Origin of the sequence: Runella defluvii (genome assembly GCF_014195535.1) — a bacterium.
GTDB classification, from domain to species: domain Bacteria; phylum Bacteroidota; class Bacteroidia; order Cytophagales; family Spirosomataceae; genus Runella; species Runella defluvii.
Genome location: NZ_JACIBY010000003.1, coordinates 304,360 through 321,930, shown reverse-complemented (window position 1 = coordinate 321,930; position 17,571 = coordinate 304,360). Strand labels below are relative to the sequence as shown.

16 protein-coding genes are annotated in these 17,571 nt (G+C 44.3%); 6 read left to right on the top strand and 10 right to left on the bottom strand.

Annotated elements, in window-relative coordinates; all coding sequences use genetic code 11:
- Positions 1 to 68 precede the first annotated feature (68 nt).
- Both FHS57_RS08875 and FHS57_RS08870 read right to left on the bottom strand, forming a co-directional pair.
- On the bottom strand, positions 69 to 317 hold the full coding sequence (locus FHS57_RS08875) for a hypothetical protein (protein WP_183972654.1): 249 nt from the start codon (positions 315 to 317) through the stop codon (positions 69 to 71).
- A 235-nt stretch (positions 318 to 552) separates the two neighbouring features.
- Positions 553 to 1,275: a hypothetical protein gene (locus FHS57_RS08870; protein WP_183972652.1), complete on the bottom strand. Its 723-nt coding sequence runs from the start codon at positions 1,273 to 1,275 to the stop codon at positions 553 to 555.
- A gap of 153 nt (positions 1,276 to 1,428) precedes the next feature.
- On the opposite strand from FHS57_RS08870, the gene FHS57_RS08865 reads away from it, so the two are divergent.
- The gene (locus FHS57_RS08865; protein WP_183972650.1) at positions 1,429 to 2,274 is read left to right on the top strand and encodes an MBL fold metallo-hydrolase; all 846 of its coding nucleotides are present in this window, start codon (positions 1,429 to 1,431) and stop codon (positions 2,272 to 2,274) included.
- A gap of 13 nt (positions 2,275 to 2,287) precedes the next feature.
- Here the strand turns inward: FHS57_RS08865 and FHS57_RS08860 are convergent, their stop codons facing one another.
- Positions 2,288 to 3,547: a metallophosphoesterase gene (locus FHS57_RS08860; RefSeq protein ID WP_183972648.1), complete on the bottom strand. Its 1,260-nt coding sequence runs from the start codon at positions 3,545 to 3,547 to the stop codon at positions 2,288 to 2,290.
- A gap of 156 nt (positions 3,548 to 3,703) precedes the next feature.
- Here FHS57_RS08860 and FHS57_RS08855 point away from each other — a divergent pair, with 156 nt between their 5' ends.
- Positions 3,704 to 4,120 (top strand): molybdenum cofactor biosynthesis protein MoaE, encoded by a 417-nt coding sequence (locus FHS57_RS08855; RefSeq protein ID WP_183972646.1) that lies wholly within the window; start codon positions 3,704 to 3,706, stop codon positions 4,118 to 4,120.
- 86 nt (positions 4,121 to 4,206) lie between these two features.
- Here the strand turns inward: FHS57_RS08855 and FHS57_RS08850 are convergent, their stop codons facing one another.
- From FHS57_RS08850 to FHS57_RS08840, 3 genes are all read right to left on the bottom strand, one after another.
- Positions 4,207 to 4,884 carry an SGNH/GDSL hydrolase family protein gene (locus tag FHS57_RS08850; protein ID WP_183972644.1) on the bottom strand — a complete coding sequence of 226 codons (678 nt, stop codon included), beginning with the start codon at positions 4,882 to 4,884 and terminating at the stop codon, positions 4,207 to 4,209.
- A 194-nt stretch (positions 4,885 to 5,078) separates the two neighbouring features.
- Positions 5,079 to 8,936, bottom strand: a complete 3,858-nt coding sequence (locus tag FHS57_RS08845) for an SNF2-related protein (protein ID WP_183972641.1) — start codon at positions 8,934 to 8,936, stop codon at positions 5,079 to 5,081.
- 35 nt (positions 8,937 to 8,971) lie between these two features.
- Positions 8,972 to 9,271, bottom strand: a complete 300-nt coding sequence (locus tag FHS57_RS08840; RefSeq protein WP_183972639.1) for a hypothetical protein — start codon at positions 9,269 to 9,271, stop codon at positions 8,972 to 8,974.
- A 239-nt stretch (positions 9,272 to 9,510) separates the two neighbouring features.
- On the opposite strand from FHS57_RS08840, the gene FHS57_RS08835 reads away from it, so the two are divergent.
- Positions 9,511 to 10,203 (top strand): hypothetical protein, encoded by a 693-nt coding sequence (locus tag FHS57_RS08835; protein WP_221225578.1) that lies wholly within the window; start codon positions 9,511 to 9,513, stop codon positions 10,201 to 10,203.
- A 4-nt stretch (positions 10,204 to 10,207) separates the two neighbouring features.
- Here the strand turns inward: FHS57_RS08835 and eat are convergent, their stop codons facing one another.
- Both eat and FHS57_RS08825 read right to left on the bottom strand, forming a co-directional pair.
- Positions 10,208 to 11,521 (bottom strand): ethanolamine permease, encoded by a 1,314-nt coding sequence (gene eat, locus FHS57_RS08830; RefSeq protein WP_183972635.1) that lies wholly within the window; start codon positions 11,519 to 11,521, stop codon positions 10,208 to 10,210.
- Between the two features lie 45 nt (positions 11,522 to 11,566).
- The gene (locus FHS57_RS08825; RefSeq protein ID WP_122930653.1) at positions 11,567 to 12,292 is read right to left on the bottom strand and encodes an LOG family protein; all 726 of its coding nucleotides are present in this window, start codon (positions 12,290 to 12,292) and stop codon (positions 11,567 to 11,569) included.
- Between the two features lie 98 nt (positions 12,293 to 12,390).
- On the opposite strand from FHS57_RS08825, the gene rpiB reads away from it, so the two are divergent.
- Complete coding sequence (gene rpiB, locus FHS57_RS08820; protein ID WP_183972634.1) at positions 12,391 to 12,825, top strand: ribose 5-phosphate isomerase B; 435 nt, start codon at positions 12,391 to 12,393, stop codon at positions 12,823 to 12,825.
- Between the two features lie 147 nt (positions 12,826 to 12,972).
- Here rpiB and FHS57_RS08815 read toward each other — a convergent pair whose 3' ends face one another.
- Positions 12,973 to 14,211 carry a spore maturation protein gene (locus FHS57_RS08815; RefSeq protein WP_183972632.1) on the bottom strand — a complete coding sequence of 413 codons (1,239 nt, stop codon included), beginning with the start codon at positions 14,209 to 14,211 and terminating at the stop codon, positions 12,973 to 12,975.
- A 34-nt stretch (positions 14,212 to 14,245) separates the two neighbouring features.
- Complete coding sequence (locus FHS57_RS08810) at positions 14,246 to 15,271, bottom strand: hypothetical protein (protein WP_183972630.1); 1,026 nt, start codon at positions 15,269 to 15,271, stop codon at positions 14,246 to 14,248.
- 143 nt (positions 15,272 to 15,414) lie between these two features.
- Here FHS57_RS08810 and FHS57_RS08805 point away from each other — a divergent pair, with 143 nt between their 5' ends.
- Both FHS57_RS08805 and FHS57_RS08800 read left to right on the top strand, forming a co-directional pair.
- A complete protein-coding gene (locus tag FHS57_RS08805; RefSeq protein WP_183972628.1) occupies positions 15,415 to 16,158 on the top strand; it encodes a DUF4290 domain-containing protein in 744 nt (247 codons plus the stop codon).
- Between the two features lie 50 nt (positions 16,159 to 16,208).
- Positions 16,209 to 17,453, top strand: a complete 1,245-nt coding sequence (locus FHS57_RS08800) for a pyridoxal phosphate-dependent aminotransferase (protein ID WP_183972626.1) — start codon at positions 16,209 to 16,211, stop codon at positions 17,451 to 17,453.
- The last annotated feature ends 118 nt before the right edge of the window (positions 17,454 to 17,571 follow it).

Below are 17,571 nucleotides of genomic sequence, written 5' to 3'. Positions count from 1 at the left end.
GAAAGTGCGCCACCAGCAAGTCGTATAAAGGGCTGAATTATTCATGCCGTAAATGTAGGAAAACTTTTTTATTTATGCTCTAATCGTATTTTTTTGACAACATCCAGCGTCACGTCGGCCAAACCTGCGATTTGAGCATCATCAAAATCGGTAGATTTTATCATTTTAAGCACAAAAGCCAACTTTTGAGCCTCTTTTCCTTTTTTTTCACCTCTTTGCTCACTGAGACGCCGTTCTCTATCTAATACAAACTCAACAATTCCCATTGTCTCTTTTGGTTTATTTAATAATTGGGTAAAAGTTTTAGAGTAATTCAAAGTAGCCTCGGTAGAGGCGCAACATTTGTAGTAGCAACAGGTAATTTTTTAATTTTTGCTTCGGACAGAGCCGCCTGTGCGGAAGCATAACTTGTTGGTTTTTGTTATGCTTCTCCGAAGCAAAAGGATTCTAACTTTATGGACGACAATTTCTAGCCTACAAAGGTTACGCTTCGCCGAAGCGAAATAAACTACTAATACACTAAAACTTTTGCCCAACTACTTAATAAGTACCCTAAAATGCAAATCGTAAACCTCCAGTTACATTGACGACTCCTACATTTTGCTGAATATCTACCGATTGTGTAACGGAAGGAAAACCCGTCGTTGTTACTTTGTTATTTACACCCTTAAAGGTTGTGCTTATCAAACTTGCATCGGCATTTACCACAAGCGCTACTCCGCTAAAAAGCCCAATATGAAACGTAGCCCCTGCACCGTATGCTAAATCTGACGCCATTTGGCTCGAAGTTTCTACGTTGATGTTATAATTTTGAAAAGCACCCGTTGTTACAAACATCGGACTGTTCACTTTGGCATAACCCACCAATAGACGCCCTTCTAATCCAAGACGACTACCGCCTAAGCGCAAGGTAGGTCCAATCATCGCACTCAACACATCCCATTCTTTTGCTTCTACCACCACTGGATTAAGGATGCCATATTGATTTAACGCAATCTTCTGAATTCCTTCTTCCCTAGTTTCGTTTTTATTGTAGGAAACCCTGGCCGCTAACCCAAGACGTTTGGTTGGATAATAGCTGGCCACAAATTGCGCACCAATACCGTCTCCCGCAATTTCACCACGCGTTTCTCCAAAAACTTTGGTAGCAAGTTCCCGAACAGACAAACTTTTGCCAGCCGCAATGTTCAAGGTGAAACGGTCATAATCTTGTGCAAAACCAGTTGATATACAAATAGCAACTAAAAAAAATCCCAAAAAGCCAGAACGTATCATGGGTAGTTAATAAGGTTAATAAATAAAGACGGGAACAAGACGCTAATTACGGTCGAAAGTCTTAAAAAACGAAATTATAAGCGATTAGATTATTTTTCGGCGGTATTTTTCGTCGTTTTTTGGCTTTTGCATAACAAAGAAAATGGTTATAACATGGCCCTGATTCAAGCGTTTCAAAAAGACGAAGCACTCCTTGCTGATATTAGAAAAAGCCAATCAAATCCTTCAGGTTTTCGGACATGGTGGCTGGGGCAAAGTGGTTTTTTGATTCAATGGCAAGGGAAGCATTTATTGTTTGACCCCTATCTGTCGGATTCGTTAAGCATCAAGTACGCCCAAACCGACAAACCCCACGTTCGTATGAGTGAACGGGTGATTGCGCCCGAACTGCTTGAAGGTATCGACATCGTCACGTCGTCGCATAACCACACCGACCACCTCGACGCCGAAACGCTTTTACCGCTTTTTAGCCGAAATCCATCCATCCAACTGGTCATTCCTGAAGCAAATCGGGCATTTGTGTGCCAACGATTAGGCTGTTCTACTGCTTGGCCAAAAGGAATAAACGACGGAGAAAGCCTTGAAATAAAGAACTTTACACTTCATGGCATCCCCGCCGCCCACAACACGGTTGAGCGAGACGACCAAGGCCGCTGTAAATTCATGGGCTTTGTCGTTGAATTTGGCCCCTATCGGGTATATCATTCGGGTGACACCCTTTGGTTCGATGGTTTGCCCGAACTTCTCTCACCTTACCAAGTTGACGTGGCGTATTTACCCATCAATGGCAACAAGCCTGAGCGGCGGGTAGCAGGCAACCTCAATGCTGAAGAAGCAGCCCGACTTGGGAAGCAGATTGGTGCCAAATTGGTTGTTCCTCATCATTACCATCTATTTGAATTTAATACAGCCGAACCAAGTGAATTTGAACACTTTGCTCGGCTGTATCACACTCCTTATAAAGTTTTACAATTGGGAGAAGGCATTGACATTGAATAACCATTTTGATTGGTTATGCACTCACTAATTCCATTAAAGTAATTTCGGGTAAAATACCGACTCGACCTGGATAACCAATATACCCAAAACCGCGATTGACGTATAAATGTTGGTCGCCTTGGGTATATAAACCACCCCACTGTTTGTATCGATACTGCACGGGGCTCCATTGAAAACCGCCTACTTCTACCCCAAATTGCATTCCGTGGGTGTGCCCCGCAAAGGCAACGTCGATGTCCTTAAACTGCGAAGTTACTTGGGCGTTCCAATGGCTTGGGTCGTGCGATAAAAGCAATTTTACGGAAAAATCGTCGGTACGTTGGTGGGCTTTTTCCAAACTTCCGTATTTGGCAAAACCACCCATTCCCCAGTTTTGAATCCCCAACAAGCCAATTTGCTCGTTACCCACTTTAATGGCGCGGTGTTCGTCTAGGAGTAAATCCCAGCCCAATAAACGGTGCGCATCTTTCAAATCATTGAGATTTTTTATTTTAGCTTCTACCGAAGGCCACTGGTAATAATCGCCGTAATCGTGGTTTCCCAACACCGAAAATTGCCCCAATGGTGCTTTTACTTTTTTGAAAATATCAATGTAATTTTTTACTTCATCGGCGGTATTATTGACCAAATCTCCCGTAAAGAAAAACAAATCGGGTTTTTCGGCCATCAACATATCGACACCGCCTTGAACGGCTGTTTTGTTAAAAAAACTCCCCGAGTGAATGTCCGACAACTGGGCAATTTTTATTCCTTCAAACGCTTTTGGCAGGTTTTTAACAGGAACCCGAACGCGGCGAATGCGGTAATCGTGCGCTCCCGAAATGATACCATAGGTAAATCCCGCGACCGTCGTACCTGCCACGGCCAAAGCAGATTTCATCAAAAACTCCGAACGAGGAATCGTAGGAGCGTCCACGACGGGAGCAGTTGTTGGTGGCTGTGATTGAAAGAGACTGACCACCCATTTTCCAAAACGTACGACATCGTCGATAAGGAGTAAAAACATGCCAAAAAATTTGGCAAAATAGGGAATCAACAACGCACTCCAGATGAGTTGACGCGTGGTTCTTGAAAGGGAATCGGGCGGAATGATGAACTGAGTGACAATCCAAACCACTAAACTTGCCACGGGAATAGCCCAATAAATGGTTGAAATGAGTCGGCGGGTTTCTAGTGAACTAGCGCGAGAAAGGGTTTTTACGGCCTGAAAAACGTACAAATCCAACAGAAAAAAAAAGCCTATTGTGAGGAGAATGGCTGGTAATCGGTTCATAAAGCTAGAAGGGGAAATTACAATTTTGACAATGGATGAGTAACAAAAGACGCTTTAAAAAAGTGTTTTTCTTGGTCAGAATTGTGGGAAACGGCAAATAGTTGGGATGAACTGACTATTTTTGAGGCCGAGTAATTTTGTTAAGCTTTTCACCCAATGATAGATATTCAACTCACCGACGCGCCACTTTCACTTGATGCCTGTTATCAATACGTTCTTTCTGACGATGCGGGTGGACTTGTCACTTTTGTCGGCACGGTTCGTAATCAAACCAAAGGGAAGCAGGTATTACGGCTAGAATTTGAGGCTTATGCCCCCATGGCCATCAAAGAAATGCAGAAAATCGCCGAAGAAGCGGTGCGTCGCTGGCCAGTGTTAAAGATTTCGATACATCATCGCGTGGGCGTGCTTGCCATCGGCGAGGTTCCAGTCATTATTGCCGTTGCCTGCGCCCACCGAAAGGCTGCCTTTGAAGCGTGTCAATTTGCGATTGATACCTTAAAAGAAACGGTACCGATTTGGAAAAAAGAATTTTTTGAAGACGGCGAAATTTGGGTCGCCGCCCACCCATAATTTTATGATTCAGTAAAATGTGCTAAAGTTGCTAACTTCGGGGCGAGCTCATTCGACATTCTACCCTCGACAATCGACATTCACCTTTACATTCCCTTCAACACTTTCCACATTTCGTCCGCTACGAGCTGATTTCCAGCGTCGTTGAGGTGAACGCGATCGGTTGTGAGGATATTTTTTTCGTCGTTGGTGGCGTTATTTTTTAGGTTATAGTCTAAAAACGATTTACGAAGGTCAATCAAAGGCAAGCCTTGTTTTTTGGCCAAATCGCGAATCAATTGTGAATAACGGTTCAAATCTCCATCTTGTTGGTTGGAGAAATCGGTGCGCTCACCAATGACGGCGGGTGTACACATAGCCACCCGAATGTTGGCGGCTTTGAACTTCTTCAACAATGCTTCGTAAAAGCGAACAAACTTATCAGGGTCAGTACCTGTTCCCGATGAGGCTTTGTGCCAAACATCGTTTACCCCTACGTAAATCACCACAATATTGGGTTGTTTTGCTAACACATCGTCTTCCAAGCGCAAGTAAAGGTCATATACTTTATTCCCTCCAATTCCCGCTCCAATTAGCTCATATTTATCCTTTAGTCCTTGTTTTTCAAGCATTTCACCCATTTTAACGATGTAGCCACCAGGTTTAACGGCAGCTTGGGTAATCGAATCGCCAAAGAAAACAATTCGGAGCGGTTTGTCTTGCTGAAATGCCAACAAGGGAATGGCCACAAGGGCTAATTTGAGGTAGTGAAAAAAGGATTTCATTGAAAAGAGTGTAAAATTGATTCGTTTAGAAAAGCAGTTTCTTCCTTCATTCTAACCCTAACAACCTCAAAATGCCGAAGGTTTACTTTCTCAGGGTTGTGAGCAACCCACTTCCATTTGTTCTTTCTATGAGGCTGGTTAAGAGTAACCAGCTGCACATTTTAAGTTAGGAGTAACCAGCTGCACGGCAGGTTTTAACTAAACAACTGCAAAATATCGTCTTTATCCAGCTTTTTCAAGAACCCTGCATCGGTCGAAATCAAATCATCGGCCAAGGCGCGTTTTCGTTCTTGGAGTTGCATGATTTTTTCCTCGATGGTGTCTTTGCAAATCATCCGATAAGCAAAAACCCGTTTGGTTTGGCCAATGCGGTGAACGCGGTCAATCGCCTGTTGTTCCACGGCGGGGTTCCACCACGGATCTACGATATACACATAATCGGCTTCCGTCAAATTCAGCCCAATGCCCCCTGCTTTTAGACTCATCAAAAACACCCGACAGGCTTCATCTCCCTGAAAACGATTTACCCGTTCGGCACGGTCGTTGGTCTGGCCGTCTAAGTATTCGTAAGGAATTCGGTCGCGTTCGAGTTTTACTTTGATGAGGTCAAGCATTTTCAAGAACTGACTGAAAATGACAATTTTATGATCAGAAGCATTTTCTTCAATTTCTCGGACAATTTCGTCCAGCTTCACCGAATCGTTGCCATAATCTTCATCATCGGAAAGCAAGGCGGGCGAATCACAAATTTGACGTAGTTTTAATAATCCTTCCAAAATCAAGAACGACGCCTGTTCGCGGCCCACTTCGTCCATTTTTCCCGCAATTAAATCACGGTATTTGTCCTTAAAGGCATTGTAAACTTTGCGTTGACGTTTGTCCATTTCGCAAAACAGCACCGTTTCTGTCTTTTCTGGCAAGTCTTTGGCCACCTCTTCTTTGGTACGTTTTAGCATGAATGGATATACCATTCGGCGTAGCTCCGCAGCACGTGTTTTGTCTTGGTATTTATCAATTAATACTGCGTATTCGGCTCGGAAGAAATCTTCTGCCCCCAAAAAACCAGGATTTAGAAAATCAAATTGGGAGTATAAATCAAAGGTGTTGTTTTCGACGGGCGTCCCTGTCATCGTCAAGCGGTTTTTGGCATTAATCAATTTCACCGCCTTCGCAATCATCGAGTCAGGATTTTTAATGGCCTGTGCTTCATCCAAAATCACGTAATGAAACCGAAAATCCTGCAACAACTCTATGTCCGAACGCACGGAGCCGTAGGTGGACAAAATGATGTCGTATTTGTTAAAAACGCGCGTATTTTTGGTTCTTTGTGGCCCCGTATGGACGTACAAACGCAATTCAGGGCAAAATTTAGCGGCTTCGGCTTGCCAGTTAAAAATCAAGGTTTTGGGCACTACCACCAAATGCACCCCTTTCGGGAAACGATTTTTTTGTTCTTGCAAAAACGTCAGCATCTGCAACGTTTTCCCCAATCCCATGTCATCGGCCAAGCAACCTCCCCAGCCAAATTCATCCAAGAAATTGAGCCATTTGTAGCCTTCTTCTTGATAAGGGCGCAACTGAGCTTGCACATTTTTAGGTAATGCAATGTCTTTTATAGCCCTAAAATCAAGCAACTTCTCCCGTTTATCGTCTAGTTCACGTAGCAATTTCGGATTTTCGATATACTCTTTGTAACGTTCCAAAATTGTAAAATGCTGTTTCGACAAGCGGAGGGTGTCTTTTTTGTCATCCACTTTGCCAAAACGAAACAACTGGGCGTACTGCGCAACCCACTCATCGGGCAATAAGCCAAACGAACCGTCTTTTAACTCAACGTAATTTTGTTTCTTTAAAATAGCTTTTCGTACTTGGGCCAAGGAGACAACCTGTTCGCCAAACGAAATTTCTATCTGCAAATCAAACCAGTCGATACCCGACGAATTCTTGATTTTGAAGGTCGCCTTGTTGGGATTGTATCGGAATTTTTTGAGGTTATTGAAGCCAAAAAGTTTGGCGCCATGTTGGTTCAAGGCTTCATAAAACTGAAACAACCAGCCATTTTCCAACACCGAATCGGCAGGCAAATAAAAATATTCGTCCGTTTGATGGGCAAAATCAGGATGTTGGCTTTGCAAAAATTGCACAAACTGTTCTTCCGCATCTCGGTCACGCCGCTGAATTTGCACAGTATTTTTATAAGCATTTACGCGTGCTTGCCGAAAATCTCGCGGCAATTCTATCGACGCTTCATCGTCGCTGGAATAAATAAAAGCGGGGATTATCAGCAAATTATCTTCGACTTCCTTCAAATACACCCGACCTTCTTGCCATTCTAAATCGGCCTGGGTAATGGATTGACCTTTGTCAAACTCTAACGAAAACTGGTCGGCCAGTGGAATCACAAACCCATTAAAAAAGTCATCGTCTCGTACACTTCGTAGGCGAATAGCTCCGCCCAATTCCAAGAAATGGCGTGCTACTTTGGCCGCCGCCGTTGACCGAAAACGGCATAGTAGGTTATCAGGCAGCACGACCAGCCAGTACGTTCCGACATCTTGTAATTGTTGGAAAGAAATTTGTTCTCCCGTTGGTAGCACCACAAACGCCTCCAACAAAGTCTCCTGCCCCGTCCGAGAGAGTTTAAAATGCAAATCAAGCGGTGTTTCTGTCACCTTTACCGCATGGCCTGTATTTCCGTAACTGTCATTTTTTTTGTTGACCCGAACCACTTTTTCCACCAACATCGGAAACAACTTCTCCAACACCTTGCCCGTAATTTCCAAGGCTTCGTCGATGGCTTCGCTGGTGTAGTTCAAGTTCCAAGAATTGGCGGAGATTTTATGTCCACGTTGGCGAAGGGTTTCGTGCAAAAACTCTTGTTCCAACAAACGACTGGTTTTGATAATTTCTAAATCTTCCGTTTGGGTAGTTGGTCGTTCCTTGTCGCCCCACGTACTTCGGGTGACGTTCGTTACTTTGCCTGATTTAGCATTGAGGTTTCCTTTGGCAATTTCCAGGCGCATAAAGGGCAAGGTTTTTACCGAAAATTGCTCAAAAATATACACGTAAACCAACCGCTCTTTGCCCGCATTTACGGGGACAAAAGGGCTATTGGGCTTCACAGGCAGGGTATTTTTTAGAATATTGTTCCATTCCACCCCCTCAATGGGCTGAATGCTTTTGTCCAACAAAATAATTTCTAACTCCCCTTTTGGATTGAATTTAAAATCAAACTTTCCCTCCAAATCATCTTCCAAGGTGTATCCATAACGCACCAATAAAGCGTTCTTTTCGGGGCCCCAATCCCGCAACGATTCGAGGTAATGAGCACCGTATTGCATTTTTAACCAAACCAATGCCCCCATCATGTGTTCGCACAAAGGCGTGCGAAGCTTTTGCTCACAACTGCACGACAGATGGACACGCCCTTTTTCCAAACGCTTCACCGTCACGGCATATCGTCCGTCTTTTTTCACATACACATCCAGCGTCTCAGAGTCGTTTTCTTTCAAAACAGAAAACACATTCAAATAATGACGCCGCCCCGTCCAGTGTTGTGGAGAACAATGCCGTTGAATATAATGCTCCTCCAGCGACGGCATTTCGAGGGTAATATCCGCCATAGAGTGTATCCCTTTCTCCTGAAATTCAATCACTTTTGGCGCTTGTGGGCGTTTACCATTGGTCAGGTCAATGATCACCTTTTGCAGGTCTTGCACCGACGCTTTCGGTTTTTTATTGTCACGCTCAAGGTACTCATCTAACGCCAACGACGCCGCCACGGCGTGCTTGCAAGGATAATGCTCTGAGGGACAATCGCAATAACTTTGAACGCCCTCGGCATCGTCGAGGTTGACCAGTTCTAATTCATATTTTTCAAAACTAGACTGGCTTTCAACTTCAAATTTAGCCCCATAATAATCCCCGTTGAAGGACGTCATTTTCACCCCTCCATTTCGGTAAATATCATTCCCTCGCTGCCGCACTGCCGTCGATGCTTCTCTTCGTAACGCTGCTAAACTCTCAAAAATAAGTCCTTTATAAAAAGCCATGAATCTTGTAATCTCGTCTAAACTGTACTATTTTTCTACCCACATTCTTCTAAACACACTTCGGGCAAGTCATAAAGTTGATTTTCAACTTCTTTCATTTTAGGAAAATTGGTTGTATCGGGCAATACCCCGTAACGAAATGTGAGTTCTGCCAATTCAAATTCAACGTTTGCTTTGGTTGCCCAGAGCAACGGAAACGCCACCCGAACTTGATACACTGTCCCTTCAATCACCTCATAGGGCGGTTTTTTGTAGAGGGTTGCAATATGAACCCGTACTTTATCTCCTACTTTGAACGGAGACACTATTTCTGTTTGTGGAAATATCACTTTCATAATTGCGCGAATAACGATAAAACAACCCACCTTTGCAACGAAGTTCCGCACGGAATCGTAATATTGTACAACATCCATCAACGAACCAAATGCTGCGAACTCTATTCTTTGTTTTGTTTTGGGCAACCCTCCTTCCTGCTTCTTACGCACAAATCGAAGACTATTACACTCCCCGAAGAAAGAGTAGTCCGATTATCTTTAACCACCCAGATCTGATAAAAGTTGACAACCATTGGTATATGGGTCTCGAAGGGGGCGGAAAATGGATGGGGACTAATCTCAGTAGTTCGTTGACAGGGCTTATTGGGTTTCAAAAATCGGTCATTGATGGATACGCGGCAGCACAATTTGGCTACTTACACCACCTCCAATGGGGTATCGAAACGGGTTATATTCGCAATCCTTCGCGCATGGTATTGGCCATCAATAGCGCGCGTCCTTTTGTTTATCGAATAGAAGATTTACAACATAGCATTCCTCTCCGCTTCAAGTGGCGGGTTTTTCGACTTGGCAGAATCCAAAAAAAATCGGGCATGTACGTTGGGACTGGATTCGTCTGGACACCCACCCGAAATCGTACCCAAATCAATCAGTTTGATTTGGCAGGGCTGGCGCGGGTGAGTGGTTCGCGAACCCAATTTGATACGCTAATCGTTGAAAATTATTCTTACACGACGGGCAAAGCCAAACTCGAATGGGAAGGAAATTTGGAGTTTGTCGGACGAATTTCTCAGCATTTTGAGATTGTTGCCTACGGTCGAGCTACCCTTGCTCCTTCCTCAAGTATTGAGTCACGCACCGAACTTTTTGTCAATCGTATTGCTCAAAGTACATCTGTTGCCGCATTAAAACCAATGACGTACCAATTTGGCATTACTTTTCGGTATTTGTACGGCTTTATGAATACCTACCGAAGCGAGTACGAAGAATAAAATGCTACTTATTCCTTTTGCGCGTCCACATAAATATACCCAACGCAACGGCAAGCATCCCCAGAAACAGCGAGCTTAGGTACAGGTTGTAATACACAATGGCGACTAAACAAAGCACCGCAAGCCCCAACGCCAACAGAGGTACCCACGGATAAAAAGGTGTTCGGTAGGGTCTTTCCAATTGCGGCTCAGTTTGTCTCAGACGAAACAAACTCAGTAAACTCGTCAGGTACATCACCATTGCCCCAAGTACTGAAAAAATGATAATTTCGTCCGTTTTACCCACAAAAAGCGCCACCAAGCCCACAACTCCACCCGCTAACAATGCCCAGTGAGGGGTTCGGAAACGTTGATTTAAAGTGGCTAATTTCTGAGGCAAATAGCGCTCACGCGCCAACGCATAAATTTGCCGTGAATAGCTAATCGTATTGCAGTGAAAGGAAGCGAGGAGTCCAAATAGCCCTAAACTTGCAAAAAGCTTAGTCCACGCGTTATTTCTCCCCAACGTAATGGAAAGCGTCTCTGGCAATGGATAATCCATGTCAATCAACGTCCGCCAATCGGTAGCCCCGCCACTCAACACCATCGTCCCCAAGGCCAGAATAACGAGCGTCAGAATACTCAAAATATACCCTTTGGCAATGGTTCGTTTGGGGTCTTTTACTTCTTCTGCGACCATGGCAACGCCCTCGATGGCAACGTAAAACCAGATAGCAAAAGGCAAGGCTTCAAAAACCCCTCCAGCAGTAATTGGAGGATTGTGCGCCAAAAAATTTTCGGTTTTGTAAAACGGCCAAACTAACCCCATAAATACAAGCAGTTCCACTACTGACAACGCCGTGATAATCAAAGAGAAATTGGCCGAATCGCGCATTCCGAAGAGGTTGATTGCGATGAATACAACGTAAGTGCCAACAGCCACGCCCATCACCGACAAATCGGGGTGTAAAAAATGGGCGTAACCACCCAATGCAAACGCGATAGCAGGAGGCCCCATGACAAAATCGACCAACGTTGCAAACCCCGCCACAAAGCCCATGACAGGGCCAAATGCTCGAAAGGCATAACTAAATGCCCCACCTGCTTCGGGAATGGCGGCGGTGAGTTCGGTATAGCTAAAAATAAACGTTAGGTAAAAAACGGTGACGATGAGCGTTGCCACCAAAAAGCCCAACGTACCTGCGACGGCCCAGCCGTAATTCCAACCAAAATAAACACCCGATACGACCAGCCCAACGGCAATGGCCCAGAGTTGGGGCGTTGTGATGACTTTGTGAAGCGTAGGGGTTGGTTGGGACGTTGGCTCGGGAATGGGCATAATAAAAAAATGGTTCTGTGGGTAATCCACAGAACCAAAGTAACCCTAAAAGTTAGGTTTGAGCAAGTATTTAGCGTAGAAATCGTCAATGACTTTCACTGCTTCTTCGGCGGTATCCACCACGCTAAACAGTTTTAAGTCTTCAGGATTAATATTACGTTCGGTTTCCAGCATGGTGTCTTTTATCCAATCAATCAGTCCCGACCAATAACTTCTTCCCACCAACACAATCGGGAAACGCCCAATTTTCTTGGTTTGAATCAAGGTCAAGGCTTCAAAAAGTTCGTCTAACGTTCCGAACCCTCCAGGCATTACCACAAAGCCCTGAGCGTACTTGACAAACATCACTTTCCGAACAAAAAAGAAATCAAAGTTGATATTTTTGTCGGCGTCGATGTACAAATTTGAATGCTGTTCAAACGGCAGTACAATGTTCAATCCTACCGACTTTCCACCTTGTTCAAACGCCCCTTTGTTACCCGCTTCCATGATACCTGGGCCACCGCCTGTTATCACACCGTATCCGTGGCGCACCAATTTGGCCGCGATTTCTTCCGTCATTTTATAATAAGGATGATCTGGCTTGGTTCTGGCCGAACCAAAGATTGACACACATGGACCAATTTTTGCCAACTTATCAAAACCTTCTACAAACTCGGCAAGTACCTTAAATATTACCCAAGAATCGGCTGTTTTTATTTCGTTCCAATTGCGATCTTCAAATGCTACACGAATCCGATCTTCTTCATTCAATGCTTCAAATTCTGACATACTCATTTTGGTTTTTTAGGGTTGTTCTTAATGAAGACATCCGTACCTTTGCGGTAGGGATTACAATAACGAAAACTTTTCTAAAAATAGTTCTATAAATGGCTAAAAAAATTGCAATTGGAGGCGACCACGCAGGTTTCCCCCTAAAACAACCGTTGGTAGATTGGCTTATTCAACAAGGATATGAAGTAAAAGATTTTGGTACATATAGTGCCGACTCCGCCGACTATGCCGACTTTGCGCACCCTGTCGCACTCGCTGTAGAAAGTGGTGAATTTGAGGAAGGTGTACTTGTCTGTGGCAGCGGGCAAGGCGTGGCTATTACGGCCAACAAGCACCAAGGAATTCGTGCGGCATTGGTGTGGGACATGCCTTTGGCAGAACTTGCACGTCAGCACAACGATGCCAACATCATTTGCCTTCCTGCGCGTTTTATCAGCCAGGAAGTCGCTTTTGAGTGCGTTAATCTCTTTTTAAATACTGCGTTTGAAGGTGGTCGCCACGCAATTCGCGTAGGGAAAATTTCTTGTTAAGAGTGCAGTATATGTGCGTCGGGGTGCTCACAACCTGACTTTTTTTATGATGGTATCAACCCATGTTAAAAAGACTCGTCGGGGTGTGAGCACCCCGACGCACGCAATATGTGTGTCAGGTTGCTCACAACCTGACTTTCACGTCATTTACTCATAGAAGAACAAATAGCCAAGTAATATCCCCGCAATGACCCCTACAAAATCAGCGATAAGCCCCGCGACAATCGCATAGCGGGTGTTCTTGATTCCTACGGATCCAAAATAGAGGGCAACGATGTAAAAAGTAGTATCGGTCGAACCTTGGAAAATGCACACCAATCGACCAATGAACGAATCAGGGCCAAATTGCTTCATGCTATCAATCATCAACGCCCGCGCTCCACTTCCACTGAGTGGCCGCATTAGTGCCACGGGAAGTGCTTCCGTAAAATCGGTATTGACGCCCATCAACCCCACTACCCATTTGAAGCCGTCTATCAAATAGCTCATGGCACCCGCATTGCGAAAGGCGCTAATGGCGACCAACATGCCAATAAGATAAGGCATAATTTTAACGGAAGTTTCAAAGCCTACCTTTGCCCCTTCAATAAAGGTATCAAAAATATTGACTTTCCGCACCAGCCCTCCCACGAGAAACGAAACGATAATTGACATCAAAATCAGGCTTCCCGTTATTTTTGAAAAGGTTTCAAGCCCTTCTTTCGACAGACCTGATAAATACCAAAGAAGCAGGGCAATCGCAAACGTAATTCCCCCTAACCAACCGATGACCGTTCGATTCCATAGGTTGATTCGTTGGTAAGAGCCTACAATCAGGATACTCACCAGCGTCGTCACGTACGTACCAATCAAGCACGGGATAAAAATATCTGAAGGGTCTTTCGCCCCCAAAATCGCCCGCTGCGCCATAATCGACAACGGAATGATGGTCAAACCAGAGGTATGCAGAACCAAAAACATGATTTGGGCATTGGAAGCCGTGTCTTTGGACGGATTCAGCTCCTGCAAACTTTGCATGGCTTTGAGACCAAAAGGCGTAGCGGCGTTGTCTAGCCCCAGCATATTGGCCGAAAAGTTCATAATCATCTGCCCATTTGCGGGGTGATTTTTAGGAACTTCGGGAAACAGCTTATTAAAAAACGGCCCAATGATTCGTGCCATGAAGTTGATGGCTCCCGCTTTTTCACCGATGTTTAAAATCCCCAAAAAGAAGGTCATCACCCCCGCCAATGGCAGCGCAATGTCCATCACGGCCACTTTGGCCGAGTCGAACATCCCCTCCACCATGAGTTTGAAAATTTCGGTGTCGCCCAAAAAGATTAACTTTAGCAACGCCACCACGAACGCCACGACAAAAAATGCCGCCCAAATGTAATTCAATGCCATAGGTATAGGGTTTAGGAGAAAACAAAGTCTATTATTATGACTTTCCGATTAGTTTTTTGGCAAAGCCATAGGTATGTATCAATCCGAGCCACGACTTGCGTTTGAACAAATCATAATAGTACGAAATCGTCACTGCCGAACTGAATTGTATCTGTCCAAACTTCTCATTAATGTATTTTTCGGCATTTCGTTCAGCATTCCAGTACGTTTCTGAACTAGAATTGGCTTTTGTTCCGCTCCCTGTGGTATCAAACGCCGCGTGACGTGTGTAATCTTCGAGGGTTAAATGACGAAACGTATATCCACGCTTAAACATATCGTGCGACCATACCGTAGCCGTATCAACCCCGTTCCAACCTCCTCCATAACACCCAATATCACCATTGGGAAGTGTTTCTTTGCGGTATTTTTCAAGGTCAATCATGGCACAATATTCGTTCAAACGACACTCGGGCAGAATGTGTGTGCGGCCATTGCGAATCACTTTCAGTTGAATATCGCGGCGAGGCGTAGCGTGAGCTTCGGCCAAGGCAATAGCCTCTTCGGTCGTTGGCACATATTGCTCAAACATCTTTGAGTTACACTTATTGCCCCAATCAGGTCCAGCAGGACAGCTCCAACACTGACCAATAGAGCCTACGCCCGTCAAGTTTTTTGGTCCCTTCTCAAATTCTTTGAGCATATCGCCAATCATATCCCCGTAAAAAAGCATGTCGTTGTGCATCACCACCAAGTACTTTTTATCGGACACCTCAAGTGGATATTGGTACATGATACTCTGGCGAAAACGGGTATCCACTTTGGCCCGCTCGTGGTCGCGTACACCCAATCCTAAAAAATAATGCGGGTATTGCACCACTAATTTGACCGATGGGTCGTTACGGAAATAATCAATGATTTTAAAAATTCCCACGTAGTCGTCGTGGGGTTGGAGTCGCTCGCGGGAAAGGTAAATTTTATCAATGTGCTGACCACTGTACTGCATCAAGGTTTTAATAGTGACAATGGCTTGGTAAGGCTTGCCGTAAAAGGCTATGCTTACATCTACTTTTTGACTCATTCGGGAGGAGTTAGAGGCGGTTTTCGACCGTTGATGGTTAAAAAATCAAAAATCTAAGTTCCAAAATTACGACGACGGCGTGATTTTGCCAAAGTAACTTGATTTTTCATAACTTTGTATGTGATTTATAAACTTCAATACCCTTGAAAGAATACGGTAGTAACGTCCAAAAATTAGCCGATTATCTCGTTTCCATTCCTGAACGTGATAAACGAACCCTCCAAGCGCACGTCTTGGTGGAATTAATGCGTCAAATCCACCCCAATATGCGTGATGGCCAAGATTATTCTCAAAAACTTTGGGATGATTTGTACATCATGACCAACTTTAAATTGGACATTGACAGTCCTTTTCCTCCTCCATCGCCCGATGCCGTTGGGAAAAAACCGCTCCGAGTTCCTTACACCCAAGAGCATATTCGTTACAAACAATACGGCAAAAACCTGCTTTTGCTCGTTGAAAAAGCAATCGCTTGCACCGACCGCGAAGAGAAGTTTGCATTTATTTCGTATTTGATTCGTCAAATGCGCACTTTTTACAATACTTGGAACAAAGACAATCCTGAAGACAACGTTGTATTTACACAGCTCGATGAAATTTCGCAGGGGCGTCTAAAAGAAGAATTGGCTTACCTTCGTCAAAACGGATTGGTGGACTCGACACCTCGTGATAAAGGAACGCACGTTGAACGCTATCAACGTAACTTGCAAAACAATCGCGGAAGTTATCAAAGCCACAATCGCGACCGTAGCAATAACAACAATAACCGTAACAACAACGGCAATAGCAATAATAACAACAATAATAGTAACAACAACGGAGGAGGTAGAAGTAATAACAATAACAACAATAAGTTTCGGAACAACAAGAACAACCGAAGACGCTGATTTAGATCGTTCGAGACGGTACAAACGCCGTTTCACAATTCATTACTGACATGCAAATTCAAAAAAGCAAACGCCTTGAACATCTACGGTACGATATTCGAGGCCCCGTTTACGAAAAAGCGCTAGAGCTTGAAAGCCAAGGGTACAAAATTGTTAATTTGAACATTGGAAACCCCGCCCCTTTTGGTTTTGACGCCCCTGATGAAATCATTCACGATATCATCCTCAACATTCGTAACGCCCAAGGGTACGTTGACTCTCGGGGATTGTTTGCCGCCCGCAAGGCAGTAATGCACTACACCCAAACCCAAGGAATCAAAGGAGTCGAAATCAATGACGTTTATATCGGCAACGGCGTAAGCGAGCTTATTGTGATGGCCATGCAGGCGTTGTTAAACGAAGGTGACGAAATCCTCGTTCCATCCCCCGATTATCCTCTTTGGACGACTTCAGTTGCCCTTAGTGGCGGAAAACCTGTTCACTATATTTGCGACGAACAGAGCGATTGGAATCCCGATTTGGAAGATTTGGAGAGCAAAATCACACCACGTACAAAGGGGATTGTGATGATTAATCCCAACAACCCGACGGGTGCCGTCTATGAAAAAGAGGTCATTCAGAAAATCGCCGAAATCGCCGAGCGTCATCAGCTGATTTTGTTTTCTGACGAAATCTACGACAAAATCCTATACGATGGGGCTAAACATTACCCCGTGGCCACGATGGTTCACGATACGCTTTGTGTCACCTTCGGAGGACTTTCCAAAAACTACCGTGCGGCTGGTTTCCGTGGTGGTTGGTTGATTTTGAGTGGGGCAAAACACCGTGCCAAATCGTACATTGAAGGCTTGACATTTTTGGCGAGTATGCGTTTATGTGCCAACGTTCCAACGCAATATGCCATTCAAACCGCTTTGGGAGGATACCAAAGTATCCAAGACTTAGTGCTTCCGATGGGGCGTCTTCACAAACAAATGAACTTGGTCTATGACCGACTAACCGCTATTCCTGGCGTAAGTTGTGTAAAGCCTAAAGGTTCTTTGTACGTTTTCCCTAAAATCGACCTGCGTAAGTTTGATTTTCAAAACGATGGGGACTTTGTCTTTCAGTTACTTTCTGAGCAGAAAGTACTAGTTGTGGCAGGTACAGGGTTCAATTATATTCACAATGACCACTTCCGAATTGTATTTTTACCATCAACCGACGAGCTAACAATTGCCATGAATCGGATAGAGCTGATGCTCGATGAACACCGTATTCATGCCACTAAGTCGGTGGAAGAGTATTTGGTTTGACAAAAAAGCATAAAAAAAGCTTCCCTTGGAAATTACGTTTTCAAAAAATCCACTCCAAGTTGAGTGGATTTTTTGCTTAAAAATTACCAAATTTTAAAAACAATACCATTTATGACCA